Consider the following 23193-nt stretch of genomic DNA (forward strand, 5'->3'; position numbering starts at 1 on the left):
CATGGGGCACAGGGTCTCCCCGTCAACCCTTCCCGACGCGGGAATACGGTGTGAAGCAGCGGCGCCATTCCGCCATGTTCGCCCTCGTGGCGAGCATCCACGAATTTCCCATCTGCGGCAGCTGCTGTTGAAGGCGTCGTTGCCGGCAGGCGGGCCGACCTGAAGCGTTTTTCCTATCCCATTGCAGCGACGGGTTTTTCGCCCTGCCGATATTCCGCCCACGCCTGCCGCAGGATCTGGATCGAGGACGACAGGAAGATGCCGGCCATCAGCGCGGCGACAGCCAGATCCGGCCAAGCGGTGGAAGTGCCCCAGACGCCCAAGGCTGCGGCCATCACCACCACATTGCCGATGGCGTCGTTGCGCGAGCAGAGCCACACCGAGCGCACATTGGCATCGCCGTCCTTGTAGGGCCGCAGCAGAAGCACCGAGCCGAGATTGGCGGCGAGCGCGAGAAAGCCGATCACGCCCATGACTTCCGCGCTCGGCAAGCCGAGCACGAGTGTCTGGTAGACGGTGGAGCCGAAGACCCAGAACGCCATGATGGACAGCGACAGGCCCTTGAACAGCGCGGCTGTCGCCCGCGTGCGAAGCGAGGCGCCAATGACGGCAAGGCTCAAGCCGTAGGTGATCGTATCCGCCAGGAAGTCCAGGGCATCGGCCTTTAGCGCCTGCGAGCCCGCCAGCTGGCCGGCTGCCATCTCGGTGAGGAACATGGCGCCGTTGATGCCGATGACGGTCCACAGGACGCGCTTGTAGCGCGGGTCCATGCCATCGAACGACGGAACGCCGCCCGAGCAGCAGGAGGTCTCGGTTTCTTTGTGGTGGTGGTGCTGCCCGGAACAGGAATGGGCATCGGATTCATATTTGCAGCAGCCGTCAGCCATTGAAAAACTCCCTGATGACGGCAATGTAGTTTCTCTAGTCACTAGAGGTTCAAGAGCCCCGCGATGAATTTTTCGATCGGTGAACTCGCCCGGCGCACGGCGGTAAAAGTGCCGACCATCCGCTACTACGAGCAGATTGGCCTGCTCCCTGAGCCGCCGCGCACGGAGGGCCAGCAGCGACGCTATGGCCCTGACGCTGTGAAGCGGCTGGACTTTATCCGCCATGCCAGGACGCTCGGATTTGAGGTGGAGGACATCCGTGAGCTCCTGGCGCTCAGCGCCGAGCCCTCTCAGCCCTGCGCCGGTGCGGACGCCATCGCCACGCGGCATCTCGCCGCCGTGGAACAGCGTATCCGCCAGTTGAATGCCCTGCGCGGGGAACTGAGGAAAATGATCGACGCCTGCGACGGCCGCTGCGTGGCCGAATGCCAGGTGCTGGAGAGTCTGAGCGTGCCTGCCGGAGCGTGACCTCTCGTCATGCTCGCCCTTGTGGCGAGCATCCGCGAATTCCATTTCTGAGGCAGCCGCCGCTGAAGGCGGGGATGCTCGGCACAAGGCCTAGCATGACGAATATGGCCCCAGCGCCTCACTCCGCCTTCGTCTCGATGGCCAGCGCGTGCAAACCTGCGGCCAGTTCTCCCGCCAGCGCCTCGTTCACCATGCGGTGCGCGGCGAGGCGGCTCTTTTCGGCGAAGGCGGGAGAGGTGATCCTGACGCGGTAATGTGTCTCGCCCTCGGGCCGGGCGCCGGCATGGCCCTTGTGCAGATGGCTTTCGTCCACCACTTCAAGGTTTGTGGGCGACAGGGCGGTGCTCAGGGCGGCGGCAATACGTTCAGCGCGGGTCATCAGGCGCTCCCAAATCAGGCGGACAGGATAGCGATCGCGTCGGAAGAAAAATGGCGTCTGTCAAGTTCTTGTTCGCTTCACCAATGCCCCCCATAATTGCGACATGACGCAGAAATCCTCTTGGTTCGACAAGATCAGCGCGGCTTCCGCGAAAGCCAGCGCGGCCTCCGCCAAAGCCAGTGCCGCTTCCGCGATGAAGGAGGCGACACGCGGCTGTCAGCATCCGGGCTGCAAGGAGCCGGCGGAGCATCGCGCGCCCCAGGGCCGCGACCGCGAGGGCCAGTATTTCTGGTTCTGCCTCGACCATGTGCGCGAATACAACAAGACCTACAACTACTTCTCCGGCATGACCGATGCCGCCGTGGCCGCCTACCAGAAGGAATCCATCATCGGCCACCGGCCGACCTGGACCATGGGTCACAACGGCGCGAAGGCGAAGGATCCCGATGCGCGGCCGCGTGCGCGCAGTTCCGAACATTGGGACATCAAGGACCCCTTCAATCTCTTCGCCCAGCAGCGGCAGGCGGCGCCTGAGCCGGCACGCCGGCCGGTCAAGAACGCCGAGCGCAAGGCGCTGGAGGTGATGAACCTCGACGACCAGGCCAGCGCGGAAACCATCAAGGCGCGCTACAAGGAGCTGGTGAAACGGCTGCACCCCGACGCCAATGGCGGCGACAGAGGGTCGGAGGATAAATTGCGCGCCGTGATCCAAGCCTATAATTATCTCAAGAAATCGGGCCTGGCCGAGCCGAAAGGCGCACCGGCGGCCTGAGCATCATCCCACGGGACAGTCCCCACGAGACGATGCGGCAAACGGGCATCTCGCCTGAGATGCGCAAACAGTAGACTTTGCGGGTGTTTTTGTTCATTCCAGGAACGAAACCGCTCGAAAGCACCTTCCCCAGGTGCTTGTTCCAGGAGGCTTTATGACGCCCACCATCGAGACCGCCGGCCTGCCGGACATGAAGGTGTCTGTCCGTCAGGTGTTCGGCATCGACAGCGATTTCGAGGTGCCCGCCTATTCCACGGCCGATCCGCATGTGCCGGACCTTGATCCGGACTATCTGTTCGACCACGACACCACGCTCGCCATCCTCGCCGGTTTCGCGCACAACCGCCGCGTCATGGTTTCCGGCTACCACGGCACGGGCAAGTCCACTCACATCGAGCAGGTGGCAGCGCGGCTCAACTGGCCCTGCGTGCGCATCAATCTCGACAGCCACGTCAGCCGCATCGACCTCATCGGCAAGGACGCCATCGTGCTGCGCGAGGGCGCGCAGGTGACGGAATTCCGCGACGGCATGCTGCCCTGGGCCTTGCAGAACAATATCGCCCTTGTGTTCGATGAATATGACGCCGGGCGCCCGGACGTGATGTTCGTGATCCAGCGCGTGCTGGAGGTCTCCGGCCGCCTCACGCTGCTCGACCAGAGCCGCGTCATCCGCCCCCATCCCGCCTTCCGCCTTTTCGCCACCGCCAACACGGTCGGCCTCGGCGACACCTCGGGCCTCTATCACGGCACCCAGCAGATCAATCAGGGCCAGATGGACCGCTGGTCCATCGTCACCACGCTGAACTATCTGCCGCACGACAAGGAAGTGGACATTGTCGCCGCCAAGGCGCCGCATTACCGCGACGCGGAGGGCCGCGACACGGTGGCCCGCATGGTGCGGCTGGCGGAGTTGACCCGCAACGCCTTCATCAACGGTGATCTCTCGACGGTGATGAGCCCGCGTACGGTCATCACCTGGGCGGAGAACGCCGAGATCTTCGGCGATGTGGGCTTCGCCTTTCGCGTCACCTTCCTGAACAAATGCGACGAGCTGGAGCGCGCCCTGGTGGCCGAGTTCTACCAGCGCTGCTTCGGTGCCGAGCTGCCGGAATCGGCGGTCAATGTCGCATTGAGCTGATGTGATGGCGGCGGAGCGCGGCTCGAACCTGAAGCCCGGCGCGGCGCGGGAAGCGCCGACCGAGCCGTTCAAGCGGGCGCTGACCGGCGTCGTGCGCGCGGTCACCGCCAATGCGGAGGTGGAGGTGACCTTCGCCTCCGATCGTCCCGCCGTCGGCGCCGGCCGCATGCGCCTGCCCGAACCGCCGCGCAAGATGACGGCGCGGGATGCGGCCATCGTGCGCGGCCACGCGGACAGCATGTCATTGCGCATGGCCTGCCACAGCCCCTCGGTTCACAGCCGTATGAAGCCGGAGGGCCCGGCCGCCCGCGCCGCCTTCGAGGCGGTGGAGCAGGCGCGGGTGGAGGCCATCGGCTGCCGCCGCATGTCGGGCGTTGCCTCCAACATCGCCGCCATGCTTGATGACAAGTACCACCGGGCCAATTTCGCCGAGATCACCGAGCGCAGCGAGGCGCCGCTTGACGAAGCGCTCGGCCTGATGGTGCGCGAGCGCCTGACCGGCCTCAAGCCGCCCGCCGATGCGCAGAAGCTGGTGGACCTCTGGCGCCCCTGGATCGAGGAGCGCGCCGGTCCTGACCTCGACCGGCTGGACGATCTTATCGAAAACCAGAGCGCCTATGGCCGCGCAGTGCGCGAGCTGCTGACGGCGCTCGACATGGGCGGCGAGCTCGGCGGCGAGAGCGAGGAAGGCGACGACGAGGGCGAGGAAAGCCAGGAGGACAACGCCGAAAGCGGCGAGGGTGACCAGCAGAACCCATCAGAGGCCAGTGCCGAGGAGGCGGAGGCCGCCGAGGCCGAATCGGCGCCACATGACCCGCGCGAAGGCGAGATGGAAGCGGTCGAGGCTCCCTCCGCCGAAGGAGACGACGAGGGCGAGGACGGCGAGGGCGAGGAAAGCCCCGAACCCATGCGTCCGGGGCCGCGCCGTGGTCCCGAACCGATCTTCGTTGACTACAAGGCCTTCGTGACGCGCTTCGACGAGACCATCCGCGCCGAGGATCTGTGCGATCCTGAGGAACTGGCGCGGCTGCGCGGCTATCTGGACAAGCAGCTCACCAACCTGCAGGGCGCGGTCGGCCGCCTCGCCAACCGGCTGCAGCGCCGCCTGCAGGCGCAGCAGAACCGGGGCTGGGAGTTCGACCTGGAGGAGGGGCAGCTTGATCCCTCGCGGCTGTCGCGCGTGGTGACCGATCCTCTCTCCGCGCTCTCCTTCATGCGCGAGCGCGACACCGATTTCCGCGACACGGTGGTGACGCTCATCATCGACAATTCCGGCTCCATGCGTGGCCGGCCCATCACGGTGGCCGCGACCTGCGCCGACATCCTGGCGCGCACGCTGGAGCGCTGCGGCGTCAAGGTGGAGATCCTGGGCTTCACCACCCGCGCCTGGAAGGGCGGCCAGTCGCGCGAGGCCTGGCTGCAGGCGGGCAAGCCCGCGTCCCCCGGCCGCCTCAATGACCTCAGGCACATCATCTACAAGGCCGCCGACGCACCCTGGCGGCGCGCGCGCAAGAACCTCGGCCTGATGATGCGCGAGGGGCTCCTCAAGGAGAACATCGACGGCGAGGCGCTGAACTGGGCGCACCAGCGCCTGCTGGGACGGCCGGAGAACCGGCGCATCCTGATGATGATCTCCGATGGCGCGCCGGTGGATGATTCCACCCTGTCGGTCAACGCCGGCAACTATCTGGAGCGGCACCTGAGGGCCGTGATCGAGGAGATCGAGACCCGCTCGCCGGTGGAGCTCATCGCCATCGGCATCGGCCATGACGTCACACGCTACTATCGCCGCGCCGTCACCATCGTGGATGCCGAGGAACTGGCCGGCGCCATGACCGACAAACTGGCCGAACTGTTCGACGAAGACACCGCAACGGGACGCGTCCGCCACTGATGCTGCGCCTTTTCGCTCTCGTTGCCGCGGCCTTCGCCATGCCTGCGAGTGCGCTGGCGCATGACATCGAGGTCACGGCCTATCCCATCACGGTCTTTTCGCGTAGCGAGCCCTCGCGGGTGGATTTCGGCAAGCTCACCTTCCGCAGTGGGGTGCAGCTCACCAGCAAGGATCCTGACTTCGGCGGCTTTTCCGGCCTGCGTCTCTCCGCCGACGGGCGGCGCCTCACCGCCATCTCGGACCGCGGCCGGTGGCTCACCGCCGATGTGGACTATGAGGCGGGCAGGCTGAAGGGCCTGTCGGGCGCCGACCTTCGCGCCTTTCCCGGCCCGGGCAGGAACCGGGAACTGCCCATCATGCGCGACCGCGACGCGGAGGGGCTGGAGATCAACTTCAATCACGCCTGGGTGTCGCTGGAGCGCCGCCACCGGGTGCTGCGCTTCGACCTCGATCGTGAAGGCCGCCCGGTGCAGGCCGTCACCGTCGCGACTCCGAAGGAGATCAAGAAGCTGAAGGGCAACGCGGGGCTTGAAGCCATCGCGCGGCTGCCGGCGACCCATCCCTTTCCCGGCGCGCTCCTCACCATCGCGGAGGAGGGCTTCGACGATGAGGGCGATCACCCTGCCTGGATCCTGGGCGCGGGGCGGGCGCAGGAGCTGAGCCTTGCCCATCGCGACGGCTATGCCGTCACCGACCTTGCCATGCTGCCTAATGGCGACGGGCTGGTGCTGGAGCGCCGCTACCGGCCACCGCTGAACCTCTCCATGCGCCTGCGCCGCATCCCCGGCGAGACCATCATGCCGGGCGCGCGGCTCGACGGCGAGGTACTGATGGAGGCCTCGCTGTCGCAGGAGATCGACAATATGGAAGGCGTGTCGGTGCATCAGGAAGCCGGCGAAACGGTCATCTCCATCATCTCCGACGATAATCTCTCGGTGTTCCAGAAGACGGTGCTGCTGCAGTTCACGCTGAAGGAGTGAGGGCAGGCGGCAGGCCAACCGTCATGCTCGCCCCGAGGGCGAGCTGACGCGGGGCAGCGGGCGCGGCTTATCCTTCGAGACGGCCCTGCGGGCCTCCTCAGGATGAGGGCTGTGGTTTGGCATTGCCTTTGAGGGAGTATCACACCCACCGCCCTCATGCTGAGGGATCGCGGAGCGATCGTCTCGAAGCATGCAGCCAAGACCAGTGACCCAGCGGCCTGCTATCTTCGAGACTTCGCCTTTAGGATCGGAGTGCTGATGCCTCTAGAGATGGCCTCACAGCCCGCGCATCATCAGCCGGGCCGCATCCTCGTAGCTCCTCAGCTTCTCCTCCAGTTCCGGAGCGTCCACCACGGCGAAGCCATGCCTGACCCAGAAGGGGATCGAGCCGTTGACGGCGACGAGGCTCATGCTGGCCAGACCTTCCCGCCGGGCATGGTCGATCATCCGCTCGACGATCCGCGATGCCGCCCCGCTGCCGCGCGCGGCGGGCAGGAGCGCGATGTCGTGGAGGTAATAGGTGTCGGCATCCTCAGGGATCGCGCCGAGCAGCGAGTTCAGCGGCGGCAGCGAGCGGAAGCGCCAAGGATGCGACAGGAGGTAGCCGGCGGGGCAGCCCTCCATCTCCAGGAGCCAGGTGCCGGCAGGATGAAGCCGCTGACGCTCGGCGAAGACGGCGGCATCCTCGGGGAAATCGGGGTGCACCTCGGCCGCCATGGCCTCCACGGCGGGCAGGTCAGGGGGCGTCAGGGGGCGCCAGGTGGTCATGGGCGAAGCCCGGAGTGGGTGCGGCTTATCCTTCGAGACGCCCTCTGGCGAGGGCTCCTCAGGATGAGGACCGTGGGTGTGGCTCCTCCTCGGAGTGAGCAGCACATAACGACCTCATCCTGAGGAGGCCCTTTGGGCCGTCTCGAAGGATAAGCCGCACACTCCTCCCGGTAGACCATTCCTGCCTCCTGCTCACCGATCTTCCCCGCAACCCTTGAACAAACCCGCCGCTGGGATCAAGCTTCCGCGCATGATCCGCATGGCCCTGTGCCTCATCCTCCTTGCCACATCCGCCCTCGCCAATCCCTGCCCGCCGCCGGAGGGGCCCGAGCATCGCATCCTTCGTGTCGATCCCGACGGCACTCTTGTCCTTGACGATCGCCGCGAGATCCTGATCGCCGGTGTGGCGCAGAATTCCCGGCATTCCAGCATGGCTGACGAGGTGAGGGGACTGACGGAGGGGCGGACGATCCGCCTCGCGCCGTCAGGCATGAGGCCGGACCGCTGGGGCCGTTCCATCCTCCACGTCTGGCAGGGCGAGACGCTTCTCGCCGAACGGCTCATCCGCAGCGGAGCGGCCCTGCGCGCGCCGGGTTTTGGCGATGAAGCCTGTGCCCGTCATCTGGAGGCCCTGGAGCCCGCGCCCTGGCCCAAGCTCACCCGCGCCGATCTCGCGAGCGAAAATCTTGGTTCGGTTCTGCGCGTGGAAGGAAAGGTCATGGAGGCCCGCGCCTCCGGCAGCCGGGTTTATCTCAAGCTCGACGTATCCGGCGCCGGTCGCCTCACGGCAAGCCTGCGCGATGAAGACTATAAAGCGCTGAGCGGCGGCGCCGAGATCACAGGGCGGGTGATGCGCCTGCGCGGCAATCTGGAATGGTGGAGCGAGCCGGTGGTGGTGGTCGCTGCGGCTTTGGATGCGGCCTTAGGTGAAGGCCCCTGAGGCGGTCAGCTCTTCGCGGGCGCTTGTTGGGCCGTGATGACGTGGGTTTCGCCATCGATCGTCACGTTGATGGCATAGCTCTTCGCGCCGCCACCATCAACTTCCAGCGGCGGCTCGAAATGAAGCTGGCCTCCGTACCATTCGCCGGGCAGGAGCGTATGATCCTTAATTACGCCTTCCTCCAGCGCCGCCAGATTCTGTCGCCCGGTTTCCATGGTGTCGCTGATCATGGCGTTGTTCTGAGCCTGGGCGTTGGCCATGGCCGCGGATGCGAGTGCCGGATTATACGTCGTTGCGCTGACATAACCTGTGGAGTGGTAGGTGCCGCGAGGTGTGTAGGTCGTGGCGTGCACGGTGCCGTAGGAGCGCTGATAGCCAGCCTGCGAGGCCGAATAGGCATTGGCGGCCGCGCCGAGCCCCGTGAAGATCGCCGCCGCGATCTGCCGGTTCTTTTCCTCACGAACCAGATTTTCGTAAGTGACGACCCTTAGGCCGCGCTTCGGCTTGCCGTCTTCCAGCTGCACCACAGAGACCTGATCGACACGGAAGTCGATCGGCTTCTTGCTGAGGTTGTTGATGCCCAGCACGTAGACCGGTCGCTGCCCCGCATTGATGCCGCGTGAGGAGGGGCTGACCATCACCATGGATTTTCCTTGGGCCGAGACAAGCGCCTGCTTGCCATCGCGGGTCAGGGCCTGCTGCTTCGGACCTGCCTGGAATGATACGGTTTCCGTTGTGACGCAGGCCCCTGCGAGCAGGCTGAATGCCAGCGCGACCACTGCTTTAACTGATGTCATGAGAGTCTTTCCCTGCCCGTGGAGAATGTGGCAGGAATGTGTCCACCCTGCAAGCAGATGGTTCTATTTGTTCCCGTGTCTCGCTCGGAAGACCGCGCCTGCCGTCACATCAGCACCAGCCGAATGAGGAAGCCCACCGCCGTCACGGCGGCCACCCCGGCGCACCACAGGAGGATGAACCAGCCGAGTTGCGTCAGCCTGCGGGGCGCGGCCATCAGTGGTAGCTCTCCTCCGGGTCGATCTTGCCGCGGAAGACCCAGTAGGAATAGCCGGTATAGGCCAGGATGGTGGGCACCAGCACGGCGGCGCCGACCAGAAGGAAGGCGAGGGAACTGTCGGGCGCTGCGGCTTCCTCGATGGTGAGGGCACCCGGCACGATGTAGGGATAGAAGCTGATCCCCAGGCCCGCGAAACTGAGGACGAAGAGGCCGAGCGCGGCGAGGAAGGGCCACAGGTTCCGCTCACGCTGGAGCCCGAGCCACAAGAGGAGGGTGCAGCCGGCGATCAGGGTGGGCACCAGCGCGGAGAAGAAGGCCGTGGGCCAGCCGAACCAGCGTTCGAAATAAATGGGGTCGATGAAGGGGGTCCACAGCGAGACCACGGCGATGAGGGCGACGAGCCCGATGCAGAAGATGAAGGAGAGCCGGTGCGCCCGCGCCTGCAGCTCTCCCACGGTCTTGAGATTGAGCCAGGTGGCGCCAAGGAGGGCATAGCCCACCAGAAGCGCGAGGCCTGTCAGAAGGGAGAAGGGCGACAGCCAGTCGAAGGCGCCGCCCGCGAAGGCGCGGTTCTGGACATTGATGCCCTGCACCAGGGTGCCGAGCGCCATGCCCTGCATCAGCCCGGCGATGGTGGAGCCGAGCCAGAAGCCGATATCCCAGAGGCGTGAATTCGGCCCCGCGCGCCAGCGGAACTCGAAGGCGACCCCCCGGAAGATGAGACCGAGCAGCATCAGGATGATGGGGATGTAGAGCGCCGGCAGCACGGTGGCATAGGCCAGCGGAAAGACCGCCATGAGGCCGCCGCCACCCAGCACCAGCCAGGTCTCGTTGCCGTCCCACACAGGGGCGATGGAATTGGTCATGACATCGCGGTCGTGCCGGTGCGGGAACAGCGGAAACAGGATGCCGATGCCGAGGTCGAAGCCGTCGAGCACCACATAGGCGAGCACGGCGAAGGCGATGATGCCGGCCCAGATGATGGGAAGGTCAATGGCCATGATGCGCTCCCAATGCGTCGCCCTGGGCGGGGCCGGGGTTGATGCCCGCGGTGCGCGTCGGGGCCCGGTCCAGTTCGTGGTCCTCGTCCAGCTCGGGCGTGCGCCGCATCAGCCTGAAGAGGTAATAGACCCCCATGCCGAAGACGATGAAATAGACGATGATGAAGCCGATCAGGGAGGCGCCGACCGAGGCGGCCGAGATGGGCGACAGGCTGTCGGCGGTGCGCAACAGGCCGTAGACCGTATAGGGCTGGCGGCCGACCTCGGTGGTGTACCAGCCGGCCAGCACGGCCACGAAGCCCGAGCCGCCCATGACGACCGCGGCACGGTGCAGCGTGTGGCTTGAGTAGAGCGTGCCCTTCCAGCGCGCCCAGAGCGACCACAGCCCCAGCCCCAGCATGAGGAAGCCGATGCCCACCATGATGCGGAAGGTGACGAAGGGGATGAGCGCGGGCGGGCGTTCGTCGCGCGGCCACTCCTTCAGTCCGCGCACCGTGCCGTTGAGTTCATGGGTGAGGATCAGCGAACCGAGCTTGGGGATCTCCACCGCATAATGGGTCGTCTCCGCCTCATCATCGGGGATGCCGAAGAGGATCAGCGGGGCGCCATTGGTGTGGGTCTCGAAATGGCCTTCCATGGCGGCGATCTTCTGCGGCTGGTGCTCCAGCGTGTTGAGGCCGTGCATGTCTCCCACCAGGATCTGGATGGGCGTGACGAGGGCGGCCATCCACATGGCCATGGAGAACATGATGCGCGACTGGCGGTTGTCGCGGTCGCGCAGCAGATGCCAGGCGCCGACCCCGCCCACGGCGAAGGCGGTGGTGAGGAAGGCGGCAAGCACCGTGTGCGTCAGCCGGTAGGGGAAGGAGGGGTTGAAGATGATGGCCCACCAGTCCTGCGGCGCGAAATTGCCGTTGGCGTCGATGGTGTAGCCCGCCGGCGTGTGCATCCAGCTGTTGGCCGACGTGATCCAGGTGGCCGAGATCAACGTGCCCAGCGCCACCATGACCACGGCCACCATATGCATGGTGTCGCCCACCCGCTTGCGGCCGAAAAGCGCGATGCCGAGGAAGCCGGCCTCCAGGAAGAAGGCCGTCAGCACTTCATAGCCCATGAGCGGCCCGATCACCGCGCCCGCCTTGTCCGAGAAGACCGCCCAGTTGGTTCCGAACTGGTAGCTCATGACGATGCCGGAGACGACGCCCATGCCGAAGGTGATGGCGAAGATGACCTTCCAATATTCAAAGAGCTTGAGATAGGCCCGGTCGCGCGTGATGAGCCAGAGGCCGTTGAGAACGGCGAGGAAGCTCGCGGTGCCGATGGAGAAGGCGGGAAAGATGAAGTGGAACGAAACGGTGAAGGCGAACTGGACGCGTGCCAGGATTTCCGCGGAATATCCTAGAAACATGGCGATGCTTCCCCTCGCTTCGGCCGGATGGCCACTCCTGATCCACTTAACTAGGTCGCGAGGCTTGCGCGAACAGGACCGATTGTCCAACCCTTGGCTCGACCGCCGAGGCGGATGGAAAGGGGGAGACCGCCATGCTCATGCCATCTCCCCTGTGTCCAATAGGAGACGCGACGGCACTGTCGGCGCGCAATATGACGTTTGCATATTTCGTATGAGGGGTCCCGCGCTTATATGAAACCGTGTCACATGGTGCGGAGAGGCCTCGGTTGAGGGGCCGCACAGGGTTTCAAGGCTTAGGGACGGGCAGCGGGCGCCCGTGATGACTTGGGGCGAATGACGTTTGTGCTTCAGACATTTGGCGGTGACCGGCTGATCCGGGAGCCCGCGCCCCGACGGTCGACGCATTCCCGCGGGCCGGTGGCGCTGCTGCGCTCGGCGGGCACCGCGCTTGGCCTCGGCCTCGCCGTTTCCGCCTGCTCGGTCATCGGCACCAGCGAGCCGCCTACGGCGGCGTCATCGGTGCCATCAAGCGTGCCGCGCGTCGTCGGTGCGCAGACGCCCGCCCAGCGCGAGCATGCCCGCATCCTTGCCTCCTATGGCGGCGCCTATCAGGACCCCGCGCTGGACGAGCTTCTGGCGGGAGTGGCGAAAAAGCTGGCGGCGCAGTCGGCCCGGCCCGACATCGGCTATCGCGTCACGGTCCTCAATACGCCGAGCATCAACGCCTTCGCGCTGCCCTCCGGCGATCTCTACATCACGCGCGGTGTGGTGGCGCTCGCCAACGACACCTCCGAAGTCGCCGCCGTGCTCGCCCATGAAATGGCTCATGTGGCCGCACGGCACGCCTTCGAGCGCGCCGACCGCGAGCGGCAGGCCCAGCTTGTCAGCCGCGTTGTCTCCGGCGTCCTCAACGATCCCGAGGCCTCGGCGCTGGCGCTGGCCAAGAGCAAGCTGGCGCTGGCCCGTTTCTCGCGCGTGCAGGAGTTGGAAGCGGACCAGCTCGGCATCCGGACGCTGGCGAAGACGGGCTACGATCCCTATGCGGCCGGGCGCTTCCTGGGCTCCATGGCGCGCGCGGCGAACCTGCGTGCCCGCATGGGGGCCAACGGGGAAACTCCCGACTTCCTCTCCACCCATCCCTCCACGCCCGAGCGCGTGCAGCTTGCCGTGCAGGGCGCGCGGCACATCGCACCGCCAAACCCGGAGGCGCGCGACAAGGACGCCTTCCTCGCCGCCATCAACGGCATCGTCTATGGCGACGACCCGCGCCAGGGTCTCGTGCGCGGCCGCCGCTTCGTTCATCCGGTGCTTGGCTTCACGCTGACCGCACCCGAGGGCTTCGTGCTCGAGAACACCTCGGAGGCCCTCGTGGGGGTGGGCCCCGGCGGCTATGCCATGCGGCTCGACGCGGAGAAGGTCTCCAAGCTCGGCACGCCGCAGGAGGCACTGGAGAAGGGCGTGGTCGAAGGCACCGAGGTCTCCGACATCGAGCCCGCCCAGATCGGCGGCATGCCGGCGGCACTCGGCGTGGCGCGCGGGCGCGACTGGACCTTCCGGGTCGCCGCCATCCAGCTTGATGATGATATCTATCGTCTCGTCTTCGCCGCGCGCGAACTGACGCCGGAGACCGATGCGCGCTTCCGCGAGGCGATCCAGAGCTTCCGCAGGCTCACCTCCGAGGAGGTCATCTCCACCCGGCCTCAGCGCCTCAGCGTGATCACTGTGAAGCCCGGCGAAAGCATTGAGAGCATCGCAGCGCGCATGCCCTTCTCCGACCGGGCGGTGGAGCGCCTTCTGGTGCTCAACGGGATGGAGCCGGGAGCGCAGCTCACGGCTGGGCAGAAGATGAAGACGGTGGTGGAATAGGCCGCATCGGCTCGGTCGGTCTCAGTGGAGTTCGCGGCCCATCCTTCGAGACTTGGCCTGCGGCCAACCTCAGGATGAGGCATCAGTTGTAGCTTCTTCAGAAGCGACCACATCCACTCCCCTCATGCTGAGGGATTGCGCAGCAATCGTCTCGAAGCATGAAGCCACACCCGCAGGGATCGTCACATGTCTGACGGAGCTCACGTCTACATCCTGCGCTGCGCCGATGGCAGCTATTACACTGGCATCACCCAGCGGCCGGTCGAGGAACGGGTCAGCGAACACAATCGCGGTCTCTATGAAGGCAGCTACACCGTCAACCGTCGCCCGGTCACCTTGGTGTTTGCCGGACATTTCGCCATGATCACCGACGCCATTGCCTTTGAACGGCGCGTGAAAGGCTGGTCGCGTGTGAAGAAGGAAGCGCTGATTGCCGGTGCTTATGAGGATTTGCCCGGCCTGTCCCGAAGGCGGGTGCTATCGACGGACAGGAGTTCGTAGCCCATCCTTCGAGACTTGGCCTGCGGCCAAACTCAGGATGAGGCATCACTTGCAGTTTCTTCAGAAGAAGCCATACCCGCCACCCGTCGGTCGTTCAGGAAGACGTTGAGAGGCGGATAGGCGTGCCGCTGAGATCCCCGACAGTCGCGAAAAGCGACAGCTACCAGAAGCCCCCGATCCCACCATTTTAAAGCTAGTCTTATGCTGATAATAAGGTAAGCTTTAGGGGCGTCAATGCTGCCTGACGCAAGCTGCTACCTAAAAAAGGGCTTGGGCGCCCACCCGGCAGCAGGGAGGAAATCATGAAACGGATGACACCTGTCCAGCGGCTGTTTTCGGCCGCGTTTGGCATGCTGGGGATCGTGGCCGGATCAGCATTTACCCTGGAATCGGCCGCGGCGCAGGAGGATTGGGCGAAGGTCGTCGAAGCAGCCAAAGCCGAAGGGGTGGTGGTGCTCTACAGCACTCTGCAGCCCAACGGGATCGAACCCCTGCTGCAGAAGTTCCGGGAAGCCAATCCAGGCATCCGGACCGAGCAGATCCGGCTCGGCAGCAACCCCCTGATCGAGCGTTTCTCGACCGAATTCCTGGCAAATCGCCATCTTGCGGATGTGGTCATCACCTTTCCTGACGACCGCGTCTATGAGGGCATGAAGCAGGGCTGGGCGCTGGAATGGACGCCGCCGGAGCTCGTCAACTTCCCAGCCGAAGTCAACAACGGCAACATGATGTTCGCGCTCCAGAACGTCCGTGAAGCCATCATCTGGAACAAGACCCTGGTGCCCGATGCCGAGGCGCCCAAGGAGTGGGCGGATCTCTTCGACCCCAAATGGAAGGGCAGGATCGGCATGAACCCGCCTTGGCGATCCGTCGCCATCCAGCAGGCCGTCGCCTTCTGGGAGGATCAGCTGAAGCTTGGCGATACCGCGGCAAAGATGAAGGAGAACGGCGTCCGCTTCTTCGAAGGTTCCGGCGGCATCATCCAGGCCGTCATCCGCGGCGATGTCGCGGTTGCCGAGATCAGCGACATCCCGCTCAACCCGCTGCTCGCCGATGGCGCGCCGATCGGCTTCGTCTATCCCAAATCAGGTACGACCATGTCCATCAACCTCGGTTTCGTCGCCAAGAAGGCGCCTCATCCGAACGCGGGCAAGGTGCTGCTCAACTGGCTCATGACCGAGGACGGTCAGAAACAGCTTCTGGAATATGGCGGCCTGTCGGTCACCCGCAAGGGCGCGCCGGCCCTCTCTCACCTGCCGGCGACGCCGGATCTTTCCAACGTCGTCGACGGCGCGAAACTGGTGACGCCGGAGCGGCAGGGCGAGATCGTTGACCATTGGCGCAAGGTCTTCGGCGTCATGTAACAAAACGCCTGCCGCTCATCACGAGCGGCAGGCGTTCAGCGTCGCGGCAACGGAAAAACTACGTCAGTTGGCCTGGGCAAGCGCCGGCGAGGAAGCACCCGCGCCCACGGCATAGGTCGCCGCGCTGCGTCCGGCCAGGCGGCCGAACACGGAACCGGACATGAGACCGGCGCCGCCGAGATAATTCTCGTAGAAGATACCACCGACCAGTTCGCCGGCGGCGTAAAGGCCGGGAATGGTGTTCTCTGTGGTGTCCTGCACGGCTCCCGTGTCATTGATGCGCAAGCCGCCGAAGGTGAAGGTGATGCCGCAGGTCACGACGAAGCCGGTGTAGGGCGGCTTGTCGATCGGCAGCGCCCAATTGGATTTGGGCGGTGTGATGCCTTTGGTTCCGACGCCGTCGAGGATGGAGGGATTGTAGGTGCCCGGCTGGCAGGCGGCGTTGAACTCCGCGATGGTCTTCTGCAGAGCCTCCGGATTGATCTCCAGCTGTTCGGCCAGGCCCTCGATGGTGTCGGATTCCACCTTGGTGACCTGACGGATGCGATATTCGTCCCGCACCATGGAGATGGTCTTGGCGTCGAAGATCTGCACGGCGGCGCGGCCCGGCTGCTTCATGACCTCGCGACCGTACTTGGCATAGGTGTGGTTGCGGTAGTCGGCGCCCTCGTCGAGGAAGCGCTCGCCCTTCATGTTGACCACGATGCCGATCGGATAGGAGTGCTTCTGGAAGTTGTCGAGCACCACCCGGTCGCCGAACGGCGGCGCGCTGATGTCCCATTGCACGGCATGGCAGGTCGACCAGCCGCCGAAGGGCTGTGCTCCGATGTCGAGCGCCATGCGGATGCCGTCGCCGGTGTTGTGCTTTGTGCCACGCACGCGGCAGTGTTCCCAGCCGGGGCCGAAATAGCGGGTGCGCATCTCCGGGTTTGCCTCAAAGCCGCCGGAGCCGAGCACCACCGCCTTGGCGCCGATCTCCTCATAGCCGTTGGGCCCGAACACCCTGAGCCCGGAAATCGCCCCGGACTGATGCTGCAGGAGGGCGCGCGCGGCCGTTGAATAACGGATCTCGATGCCGAGGTTCTCGGCCCGGGTCATGAGGAACTGGACCAGGCCATAGCCGCCGCCCACGGCCTCGATGCTGACGCCGCCGTAGAACACATGTTTGCCGTTCACGACGAAGGACTGGCGGTTGAACATCGGGATGAAGCGGACGCCCTGCTGCCGCAGCCAGCCCATGGTCTCCTTCGAGCTGCCGATCAGGATCTCAGCCAGGGTCTCATCGCTGAGGTTCTCGGTCACCTTCATCAGCTCGTCCATATATTTGGCCTTGCTGAGCGGAGGGATCTCGATCTGGTTGGCTTCCTCCTCCGACAGGTCGACCAGCACCGTCTTGCGCAGATCCTCGACCCCGTCGTGGGCGAAGCGGAACCCGCCGGCCGTGAACAGGGAATTGCCGCCCCGCTCGTCATAGGGCGCCTTCTCCAGCACCAGCACCCTGGCACCATTCTCATGTGCCGATAGCGCAGCGCAAAGCGCCGCGTTCCCGGCGCCCACGACGACGACGTCATATTCATCCTTGGTCATTGTATCCTCCCGTTGTTCTGTTGTGGCTGGATCACGATCAATTCCGGATGTCCTGGAGGAACCACTCCGTGGGGAGATCGTGCCCGAGCCCGAGTTCCTTGGCGCGGCGGAAAACATGGGCGCCGACGGCGGGGAACTGCACACCCCAATTTCCGAACGTGTGGTACTGCGTGATCTGGTCCCGGTTCTGGCGCCCCCCGGCCTTTCCGGAGATGACATCGGTATAGACCGGGATCTCGCGCTCGACCTTCTGATGGGCGGCGCCGCGCGGGATGCGCTTCTGCTCCTCTTCGGTGCCGGCGACATAGGCGCCCATGCTTCCCGGCACATCCCGCTGATAGATGCGGCTTTCCGGGAGATCGAGACCTTCGCGACCCTGCTGCACGACCACGTCGAACCGCATCACCGTCTCCGGCGCGATCTCCCGCAAGCCGAGGGTTGAGACATGCTGCCCCGGCTCCAGCCAGTCCGTCTGGATCACCGGCGTCAGGCTGTCGGTCGCGGTCGCGATGATATCGACACCGCGCACGGCCTCGCGCGCGGTGTCCACCGCGACGACCTCGATGCCAAGAAGGTCGGACATTTCGGCGGCATAGCTTTCGCGATGATGCGCGTTGGGGCTGAACACCCTGGCGGCTGTGATGTCGCGCACCGCGCAGATGGCGCGCAGGAAGGTGCGCGCCATGCCGCCGGAACCGATCACGCCGACGGTGTGTGAATCCGGGCGCGACAGCAGCCGGGCGCCGATGCCCGCAGCGCCTCCCACGCGCATCTGCTGCAGATAGCCGTCGTTCATGAGGGCGAGCGGCTCGCCCGAGCCGGTGCTGAACAGGAACACGAGGCCGCAATAGGTGCCCGGCTCCATGCAGAACTTCTTTTCCGATCGGGTGCCGTCCTCCGCCTCGGGCCAGACCACAATGTCCGACTTCAGCCGAACCGCCAGCACGCCATGGCTGGTGCCCACCACATCACCCCAGCGATAATAGCCGTCGGGTCGGTCGCAAGGCACATACATGTCGATGCGCGGCCGGAACACGGACTCGCCCGTGATCAGCCGGGCGAAGGCCTCTTCCTGAGCCGTTATGCAGGCCGGCATGTCCAGGACCTGCCTTACAACGTCGTTGTTGATGAACAGCATGAACGCCTCACGCACCCGGTCGCGTGCCCGCCGCGCCGTCGCCAACTCTGGAGATCGACAGAAGCTTTACGCCGCCTGATTTTCTTATAAAGATTATGAATCTTACTTCACTAGTGTCAATCCATTTCCTTGGGGCTGACGGCGTGCCCGAATGTCATGGTCCTCGGCTTTCCATCCGGATAGAACTGTCGCCGGTCGCACACATCACAGAGGGCATCGTCATCATGCGGCAATCGGTTCCGCGTTCCGCTTCCGAAAGCCCTGCGGCAGGAGAGGAAAGCTATGTTCTGCCGTCCTTCGTGACGCTCCGTCTTCTGACCATTCTCGTCGCGATAGATGAAACCGGCAGCCTGAGCGGCGCCGCCAAGCGACTTGGCATGACGCAATCCGCCATCTCGCAGGCCGTGCTGGCTTTCGAGGACATGCTCGGCAAATCGGTGTTCGATCGTTCTCTTCGCCCGTCCGCATTCACGCTGACAGGTCGGCTCATCCTGAAGCACGCGACGCCGATCCTGGATTTGACGAAGCAGCTCGAGCATGCCCTGCGCTTTTCAAGCCAGACCCAGCTCTCCGTACTCCGGATCGGTATCCTGGACACTTTCGCAACCACGGTCGGCCCTTTCCTGATGGAGGAAATCCGCCCCATCGCGGCCAGTTGGTCCATCGCATCGGGATCGCGGGAAACCAAAATCAATGCGTTGATCGAGCATCGGGCCGACATGGTGATCACATCGGACGAGACCCCATGCCCGCCGCACCTGACGTCCCGGCTGGTGCTGTCGGAGCCATACTTCCTCGTCCTGCCGCGGAGCCAGAAGGTTTCATTCACCGACCTCGCGACTCTGTCGAGCCGGATGGATTTCATCCGTTACGGACAAGGCCGCAGCATCACACGACAGATCGACGACTATCTGAAGGACAACGGGGTCATACCACCGCACACCTATCAGTTTGACGGTGTGGATGCTGTCATTGGCATGGTCGCGGCGGGCCTCGGTTGGGCTATCGCCACCCCGCTGTCCATTCTCAAGGCCCGTGACAAGGTCAATGAGCTGCGATGTGAGCCTCTTCCCGGGCCACAGTTGTTCCGGACCATTTCCCTGGTCAGCCACGATGGGGAAGCCGCTGCGATCGCGGAGAGAATACGTCTGCCAATACTTCGGGTGCTGCGTGAGCGCACACTGCCCGAGCTCCTTGCACTGCTGCCGCATCTTGCCAAGCTCACCCGGATCGAGGACGCGTCTTAACGTCTCGGTCTCAGGGCTCCGCTTTGGCGCCCGCAGCGTCCGGCCCGTTTGTCCGGGTCCCGGGCCATTCAGGGGTCAGCTGAAGCTGAGGTATGCCTCGGGGTGACGCTCCACCAAGGCCCGGCGCACCTTTTCAAGGGCCCGGTTCTCGATCTGGCGGACACGCTCCTTGGAGATGCCCATGCGGCTGCCGAGGGCTTCCAGTGTCACGGCCTCGTCCTTCAGACGGCGTTCGCGCAGGATCTTGAGCTCACGCTCGTTGAGCACGTTGAGCGCCGCGTGCAGCCAGGTGCTGCGGCGCTCGCTGTCGATGGACATGCCGACAGCCTCTTCCGGCAGGGGCGCCTCGTCCACGAGGAAGTCGCCGCGCTCGGAGGAGCTGTTGGGGTCATCGTCACTGACGGGCGCATTGAGCGACAGGTCGGGCCCGGACAGGCGCGCGTCCATCAAAGCCACGTCGCGCTGGGGCACGCCGATGGCCATGGCGATCTCCTCATGCATCTGGGCACTGGTGTGGCTGCCGGGCACGCGCATCATCCGGGCGCGCAGGCGGCGCAGGTTGAAGAACAGCGCCTTCTGGCCCGAAGAGGTGCCGCCGCGCACGATCGACCAGTTGCGCAGGATGTGGTCCTGGATGGCGGCGCGGATCCACCAGGTGGCATAGGTGGAGAAGCGGACTTCACGGGCGGGGTCGAAACGCGCGGCGGCCTCCAGCAGGCCCACGTGGCCCTCCTGCACGAGGTCGGGCATCTGCAGGCCATAGTGCCGGAAGCGGGTGGCAATCGCGATCACGAGGCGCATATGGGAAGAAGCCAGCCTGTGCATGGCGCTCTCGTCCCGCTGCTCCTTCCAGCGCACCGCGAGTTCGTGTTCCTCCTCGCGCGTCAGAAAGGGCGCCTGGGATGCCGCCCGCATGATGCCGGTCCCGGTAGACTTGCTGTGCTGCGCCAAATCCGCCTCCCTTGGCCTTGCCCGCATACGGGCCTGTCTGAAGGGTGGGAACGCGTGAGGGCGGGAATCGTCCCCTGTGACGACCGCATCGCATCATCACAGCTGCGTGATCAGGACTTGCCGCAAGAAAAAACCCGGCCATATGACCGGGTTTTTCTTAAAGTCACAAAGATGTCAGCGACTTGGAGAGGATCAGGCCGCCTCGACCTGCTCTTCGCCGGCCTCGGCCTCATCCGCGGCTTCCTCGCCGGCGCGCGTGCGACGGGGGGCCTTGGCCAGCGCCGCTTCGATGCGCTGAACGGCCTCGGTCTCGGTCAGGTCCTCGACGGCGCCGAGCTCGCGGGCCATGCGGTCCATGGCGGCCTCATAGAGCTGCCGCTCGGAATAGGACTGCTCGGGCTGCGCCTCGGTGCGGTGCAGATCGCGCACCACTTCGGCGATGGCGATCAGGTCGCCGGAATTGATCTTGGCCTCATATTCCTGCGCGCGGCGGCTCCACATGGTGCGCTTGACGCGGGCGCGGCCCTTGAGGGTCTCCATTGCCTTCTTGACGACATCGGCGCCCGAGAGCTTGCGCATGCCGACGCTGGCCACCTTTGTTGTGGGAACGCGGAGGGTCATCTTGTCCTTGATGAAGGTGATGACATAAAGCTCGAGCTTGTAGCCCGCCACTTCCTGTTCTTCGATGCTGGTGATCTGGCCGACGCCATGCGAGGGGTACACAACGAATTCGTCGACCTTGAACTCGATACGGGCAGTCTTCTTGGCGGTGCTCATGCGCTTTCGCACTCCCTGATCAGGCATTTGTTGGCCGGCGGGGGATGCCGGGACAGACAAAAACCCGGGCCTGTCAACTCCGGGTTCATCTTTCGGATCGTGGCTGGGACGCGCTCCATTCCCGAAAAGGACGCGATTTCACAGCGTCGTCACGAGGAAATGGGATGATGGGGCTGATGCGTCGTTGAGTATCTCGATCTCTTGGCGACCCTATCACAAAAGTACTAAATGTGCAAAAAAATATGTGATTAGTGCCGCCCGGGCGCAAGATGCGGGTGAGGGATCGTTCACCACAACATTCGTTGAAGCCGTATAGCGTGTCGGTGCAGCCGCCGGTTGCAGCGCTGGTAACACTTAGGGATAAAAGCTGATCGCGGCTTTGTATTACCGGTGGCGGAGCACCCGCCGATCCCTTTCCAGCGCAACCGTTCAGGCTTCGGCGTAAACTTCCGCCGCAGCGTCATAGGCGTCTTGCTTGCCGCTGCGGTCTTTCTTGTCGATGTAGTTGCAGAAGATCTCGAACTTCTCCGCCTCGGTCTCGTCCATGTCGCCGAAGGCGTTTTCCAGCCGTGCCCTGATCTCACGGACGACCCAGGCGGCTGCATCTTCCGACGATGCTTCAGGATCAATGTGCTCGCGGAAATAGCGGACCAGGTCCTGGAACAGCGGCTTGATGGGGCCGTTGCCCTGATTGAAGCCGAAGAGCTTGCGCGTGTCGATGTCGATTCCGTCGCCGGCATAGATGGAGGCGATTTCGTTCAGCGTGTTCTCGAAACCGACGCGCGTGCTCTCGCCCTCGTTGAAGCGTGCCCTCACGATGCCGCGTAGCTTGTCCCCGCCCTCGCGGTTGGATTTGTAATAGTAGTTGTCGAAGATCTCGCGCGCTTCCGCGCCATTCTCACCGAAGGCGTTCTCGATGCGCGGAGAGATCTTTTCCATGATCCAGTCAGCGACCTCTCCCTCGTCGGCGGCCGGGTTGATATGGGTCAGGTAGATATCGGCCAACGCGCTGAAAACGCTCTCCGGATATTCGTTGGTGAAGCTCGCGAGCTGGCGACTTTCAAGGTCGATGTTATCCGCGTACCATTCGGCCAGCTTGTCGATGTTCTTGATGCTCTCGGGGTCGATGCCCATCTCGCGCAGCTGGTCCGCGCGGATGGCTTCGACCTTGCCGCCGTCACGGGCATCCAGATAGGCCTGGATAATGCGGTCCGCATCGCCGTCGAAGCGTTGGGTGCTCCGCGAAAACGCCTCGGCCGGGTCGATGTCGCGCCCCGCCGGTCCGAACAACTGCTCCATTATCTCTCTGGTGTGCTCGGAATCGTATTCGTAATAATCCTCGTGCAGCTGCTCGTTGATGTCGCGCCAATCATCGAGAGTGGCCTGGAACAGCTCGTAATCCACGTTGTCAGCGACATCAATGCTCGCGCTCTTGGAGCTGCCGCCGCCAAAGCCGGACTCGGTCTCGAACACCTCAAGTGCCTGAACCATGTCGGCGGAATCCCTGAGACCAAAGCTGTGGAACAGCTCGTGGACCAGCGTGTAGTTGAGCTTGCCCCCTTCCAGGTCGTCGTTGATCTTTATGTAGCCCTTTTCGTCATTGTGCTTGCCGTTGTTGCCGTCTTCCAGATCCTCGAAGTAGATTGAGTAAGGTCGCAGATCGGGATTTTCAGCGAAGGCGTCGATCACGAAGCGCTTGAAGAAGGGGCTGTTGTCCAAGGATTCGGCGTAGGCATCGCGCAAGGCGTCGGCGTTCTCACCTTCAAAGGTGTAATAGCCGCTTTCCTCCAGCACCTTGACGATCTCCGCCCCCGAAGCGTCCTCCATGCCCTCAAGTGGCGATCGCGGCTTGCGCCTGCCGTCCACACTCTCCAGCCAATCGATCAGGGGATCTTCTACGCGCTTCTCGTCCCTGCCTTGGGCGCCGCCGCGCACTAGATCTTCATTGGCGAAACGATTGATATACATGGAAAGCCCCTTCCCGAGGGACTTATATTATATAAAATTGATGACGATGATAAGACAAAATAAAGTTTTGTTCGAACTAGTCTCTAACAAAACTATCTTTTGTTTAGCCCGGTAAGGATGGGTCAATAAAAATGACCGGCC

General features: G+C 64.2%; 22 protein-coding genes. 10 read left to right on the forward strand and 12 right to left on the reverse strand.

Annotated features, from left to right (window positions below):
* Positions 1 to 173: 173 nt before the first annotated feature.
* Positions 174 to 770: a cation efflux transmembrane domain-containing protein gene (locus IEV58_RS15515; protein ID WP_229729526.1), complete on the reverse strand. Its 597-nt coding sequence runs from the start codon at positions 768 to 770 to the stop codon at positions 174 to 176.
* A gap of 180 nt (positions 771 to 950) precedes the next feature.
* On the opposite strand from IEV58_RS15515, the gene IEV58_RS15520 reads away from it, so the two are divergent.
* Positions 951 to 1355: a MerR family transcriptional regulator gene (locus IEV58_RS15520; RefSeq protein WP_188410731.1), complete on the forward strand. Its 405-nt coding sequence runs from the start codon at positions 951 to 953 to the stop codon at positions 1353 to 1355.
* Between the two features lie 118 nt (positions 1356 to 1473).
* Here the strand turns inward: IEV58_RS15520 and IEV58_RS15525 are convergent, their stop codons facing one another.
* Complete coding sequence (locus IEV58_RS15525) at positions 1474 to 1734, reverse strand: BolA family protein (RefSeq protein ID WP_188410732.1); 261 nt, start codon at positions 1732 to 1734, stop codon at positions 1474 to 1476.
* 103 nt (positions 1735 to 1837) lie between these two features.
* Between IEV58_RS15525 and IEV58_RS15530 the strand changes: the two genes are divergently transcribed.
* From IEV58_RS15530 to IEV58_RS15545, 4 genes are all read left to right on the forward strand, one after another.
* Positions 1838 to 2506: a J domain-containing protein gene (locus IEV58_RS15530; RefSeq protein ID WP_188410733.1), complete on the forward strand. Its 669-nt coding sequence runs from the start codon at positions 1838 to 1840 to the stop codon at positions 2504 to 2506.
* Positions 2507 to 2660: 154 nt separating this feature from the next.
* Entirely contained in the window at positions 2661 to 3644 is a 984-nt protein-coding gene (gene cobS / locus IEV58_RS15535; protein WP_188410734.1) for a cobaltochelatase subunit CobS, read from the forward strand.
* Between the two features lie 4 nt (positions 3645 to 3648).
* Positions 3649 to 5538 carry a cobaltochelatase subunit CobT gene (gene cobT, locus IEV58_RS15540; RefSeq protein ID WP_188410735.1) on the forward strand — a complete coding sequence of 630 codons (1890 nt, stop codon included), beginning with the start codon at positions 3649 to 3651 and terminating at the stop codon, positions 5536 to 5538.
* Positions 5538 to 6518 (forward strand): esterase-like activity of phytase family protein, encoded by a 981-nt coding sequence (locus IEV58_RS15545; protein ID WP_188410736.1) that lies wholly within the window; start codon positions 5538 to 5540, stop codon positions 6516 to 6518. Before cobT ends, IEV58_RS15545 begins: the two co-directional genes overlap by 1 nt.
* A 276-nt stretch (positions 6519 to 6794) precedes the next feature.
* On the opposite strand, the gene IEV58_RS15550 is transcribed toward IEV58_RS15545, so the two are convergent.
* Positions 6795 to 7286, reverse strand: a complete 492-nt coding sequence (locus IEV58_RS15550; protein ID WP_188410737.1) for a GNAT family N-acetyltransferase — start codon at positions 7284 to 7286, stop codon at positions 6795 to 6797.
* 250 nt (positions 7287 to 7536) lie between these two features.
* Between IEV58_RS15550 and IEV58_RS15555 the strand changes: the two genes are divergently transcribed.
* Positions 7537 to 8226 carry a thermonuclease family protein gene (locus IEV58_RS15555; protein ID WP_229729516.1) on the forward strand — a complete coding sequence of 230 codons (690 nt, stop codon included), beginning with the start codon at positions 7537 to 7539 and terminating at the stop codon, positions 8224 to 8226.
* Positions 8227 to 8231: 5 nt separating this feature from the next.
* On the opposite strand, the gene IEV58_RS15560 is transcribed toward IEV58_RS15555, so the two are convergent.
* The 4 genes from IEV58_RS15560 to IEV58_RS15575 form a co-directional block, all read right to left on the reverse strand.
* Positions 8232 to 9023 carry a hypothetical protein gene (locus IEV58_RS15560; protein ID WP_188410739.1) on the reverse strand — a complete coding sequence of 264 codons (792 nt, stop codon included), beginning with the start codon at positions 9021 to 9023 and terminating at the stop codon, positions 8232 to 8234.
* A gap of 104 nt (positions 9024 to 9127) precedes the next feature.
* Entirely contained in the window at positions 9128 to 9238 is a 111-nt protein-coding gene (locus IEV58_RS15565) for a DUF2474 domain-containing protein (protein ID WP_188410740.1), read from the reverse strand.
* Positions 9238 to 10242 (reverse strand): cytochrome d ubiquinol oxidase subunit II, encoded by a 1005-nt coding sequence (gene cydB / locus IEV58_RS15570; RefSeq protein WP_188410741.1) that lies wholly within the window; start codon positions 10240 to 10242, stop codon positions 9238 to 9240. Before cydB ends, IEV58_RS15565 begins: the two co-directional genes overlap by 1 nt.
* The gene (locus tag IEV58_RS15575) at positions 10232 to 11650 is read right to left on the reverse strand and encodes a cytochrome ubiquinol oxidase subunit I (protein WP_188410742.1); all 1419 of its coding nucleotides are present in this window, start codon (positions 11648 to 11650) and stop codon (positions 10232 to 10234) included. Before IEV58_RS15575 ends, cydB begins: the two co-directional genes overlap by 11 nt.
* A gap of 336 nt (positions 11651 to 11986) precedes the next feature.
* On the opposite strand from IEV58_RS15575, the gene IEV58_RS15580 reads away from it, so the two are divergent.
* The 3 genes from IEV58_RS15580 to IEV58_RS15590 all read left to right on the forward strand — a co-directional run bounded on the left by IEV58_RS15580 (position 11987) and on the right by IEV58_RS15590 (position 15384).
* On the forward strand, positions 11987 to 13519 hold the full coding sequence (locus IEV58_RS15580; RefSeq protein ID WP_188410743.1) for a M48 family metalloprotease: 1533 nt from the start codon (positions 11987 to 11989) through the stop codon (positions 13517 to 13519).
* Between the two features lie 186 nt (positions 13520 to 13705).
* Positions 13706 to 14020, forward strand: coding sequence for a GIY-YIG nuclease family protein (locus tag IEV58_RS15585; protein WP_188410744.1), 315 nt, complete (start codon positions 13706 to 13708; stop codon positions 14018 to 14020).
* 302 nt (positions 14021 to 14322) lie between these two features.
* Positions 14323 to 15384 carry an ABC transporter substrate-binding protein gene (locus IEV58_RS15590; RefSeq protein WP_188410745.1) on the forward strand — a complete coding sequence of 354 codons (1062 nt, stop codon included), beginning with the start codon at positions 14323 to 14325 and terminating at the stop codon, positions 15382 to 15384.
* 63 nt (positions 15385 to 15447) lie between these two features.
* Here IEV58_RS15590 and tcuA read toward each other — a convergent pair whose 3' ends face one another.
* A complete protein-coding gene (tcuA, locus tag IEV58_RS15595) occupies positions 15448 to 16971 on the reverse strand; it encodes an FAD-dependent tricarballylate dehydrogenase TcuA (protein ID WP_188410746.1) in 1524 nt (507 codons plus the stop codon).
* Positions 16972 to 17008: 37 nt separating this feature from the next.
* Entirely contained in the window at positions 17009 to 18109 is a 1101-nt protein-coding gene (locus IEV58_RS15600) for an ornithine cyclodeaminase family protein (protein ID WP_188410747.1), read from the reverse strand.
* 224 nt (positions 18110 to 18333) lie between these two features.
* Here IEV58_RS15600 and IEV58_RS15605 point away from each other — a divergent pair, with 224 nt between their 5' ends.
* A complete protein-coding gene (locus IEV58_RS15605; RefSeq protein ID WP_188410748.1) occupies positions 18334 to 19356 on the forward strand; it encodes a LysR family transcriptional regulator in 1023 nt (340 codons plus the stop codon).
* Positions 19357 to 19431: 75 nt separating this feature from the next.
* Here the strand turns inward: IEV58_RS15605 and IEV58_RS15610 are convergent, their stop codons facing one another.
* The 3 genes from IEV58_RS15610 to IEV58_RS15620 all read right to left on the reverse strand — a co-directional run bounded on the left by IEV58_RS15610 (position 19432) and on the right by IEV58_RS15620 (position 23052).
* Positions 19432 to 20307 carry an RNA polymerase factor sigma-32 gene (locus tag IEV58_RS15610; RefSeq protein ID WP_229729517.1) on the reverse strand — a complete coding sequence of 292 codons (876 nt, stop codon included), beginning with the start codon at positions 20305 to 20307 and terminating at the stop codon, positions 19432 to 19434.
* Positions 20308 to 20499: 192 nt separating this feature from the next.
* Positions 20500 to 21084, reverse strand: a complete 585-nt coding sequence (locus tag IEV58_RS15615) for a CarD family transcriptional regulator (RefSeq protein ID WP_188410750.1) — start codon at positions 21082 to 21084, stop codon at positions 20500 to 20502.
* 429 nt (positions 21085 to 21513) lie between these two features.
* Positions 21514 to 23052, reverse strand: a complete 1539-nt coding sequence (locus IEV58_RS15620; RefSeq protein ID WP_188410751.1) for a hypothetical protein — start codon at positions 23050 to 23052, stop codon at positions 21514 to 21516.
* Positions 23053 to 23193: the final 141 nt, after the last annotated feature.

Source organism: Agaricicola taiwanensis, assembly GCF_014635245.1.
Taxonomy (GTDB): Bacteria; Pseudomonadota; Alphaproteobacteria; order Rhizobiales; family Methylopilaceae; genus Agaricicola; species Agaricicola taiwanensis.

Coding starts and splice junctions, on each gene's coding strand:
- IEV58_RS15530 (WP_188410733.1), top strand. CDS start 1,838: ATGACGCAGAAATCCTCTTGGTTCGACAAGATCAGCGCGGCTTCCGCG.
- IEV58_RS15605 (WP_188410748.1), top strand. CDS start 18,334: ATGCGGCAATCGGTTCCGCGTTCCGCTTCCGAAAGCCCTGCGGCAGGA.
- IEV58_RS15545 (WP_188410736.1), top strand. CDS start 5,538: ATGCTGCGCCTTTTCGCTCTCGTTGCCGCGGCCTTCGCCATGCCTGCG.
- IEV58_RS15520 (WP_188410731.1), top strand. CDS start 951: ATGAATTTTTCGATCGGTGAACTCGCCCGGCGCACGGCGGTAAAAGTG.
- cobT (WP_188410735.1), top strand. CDS start 3,649: ATGGCGGCGGAGCGCGGCTCGAACCTGAAGCCCGGCGCGGCGCGGGAA.
- IEV58_RS15580 (WP_188410743.1), top strand. CDS start 11,987: ATGACGTTTGTGCTTCAGACATTTGGCGGTGACCGGCTGATCCGGGAG.
- cydB (WP_188410741.1), bottom strand. CDS start 10,242: ATGGCCATTGACCTTCCCATCATCTGGGCCGGCATCATCGCCTTCGCC.
- IEV58_RS15600 (WP_188410747.1), bottom strand. CDS start 18,109: ATGCTGTTCATCAACAACGACGTTGTAAGGCAGGTCCTGGACATGCCG.
- IEV58_RS15615 (WP_188410750.1), bottom strand. CDS start 21,084: ATGAGCACCGCCAAGAAGACTGCCCGTATCGAGTTCAAGGTCGACGAA.
- IEV58_RS15565 (WP_188410740.1), bottom strand. CDS start 9,238: ATGGCCGCGCCCCGCAGGCTGACGCAACTCGGCTGGTTCATCCTCCTG.
- IEV58_RS15585 (WP_188410744.1), top strand. CDS start 13,706: ATGTCTGACGGAGCTCACGTCTACATCCTGCGCTGCGCCGATGGCAGC.
- IEV58_RS15575 (WP_188410742.1), bottom strand. CDS start 11,650: ATGTTTCTAGGATATTCCGCGGAAATCCTGGCACGCGTCCAGTTCGCC.
- cobS (WP_188410734.1), top strand. CDS start 2,661: ATGACGCCCACCATCGAGACCGCCGGCCTGCCGGACATGAAGGTGTCT.
- IEV58_RS15550 (WP_188410737.1), bottom strand. CDS start 7,286: ATGACCACCTGGCGCCCCCTGACGCCCCCTGACCTGCCCGCCGTGGAG.
- tcuA (WP_188410746.1), bottom strand. CDS start 16,971: ATGACCAAGGATGAATATGACGTCGTCGTCGTGGGCGCCGGGAACGCG.
- IEV58_RS15560 (WP_188410739.1), bottom strand. CDS start 9,023: ATGACATCAGTTAAAGCAGTGGTCGCGCTGGCATTCAGCCTGCTCGCA.
- IEV58_RS15590 (WP_188410745.1), top strand. CDS start 14,323: ATGAAACGGATGACACCTGTCCAGCGGCTGTTTTCGGCCGCGTTTGGC.
- IEV58_RS15555 (WP_229729516.1), top strand. CDS start 7,537: ATGATCCGCATGGCCCTGTGCCTCATCCTCCTTGCCACATCCGCCCTC.
- IEV58_RS15620 (WP_188410751.1), bottom strand. CDS start 23,052: ATGTATATCAATCGTTTCGCCAATGAAGATCTAGTGCGCGGCGGCGCC.
- IEV58_RS15525 (WP_188410732.1), bottom strand. CDS start 1,734: ATGACCCGCGCTGAACGTATTGCCGCCGCCCTGAGCACCGCCCTGTCG.
- IEV58_RS15515 (WP_229729526.1), bottom strand. CDS start 770: ATGGACCCGCGCTACAAGCGCGTCCTGTGGACCGTCATCGGCATCAAC.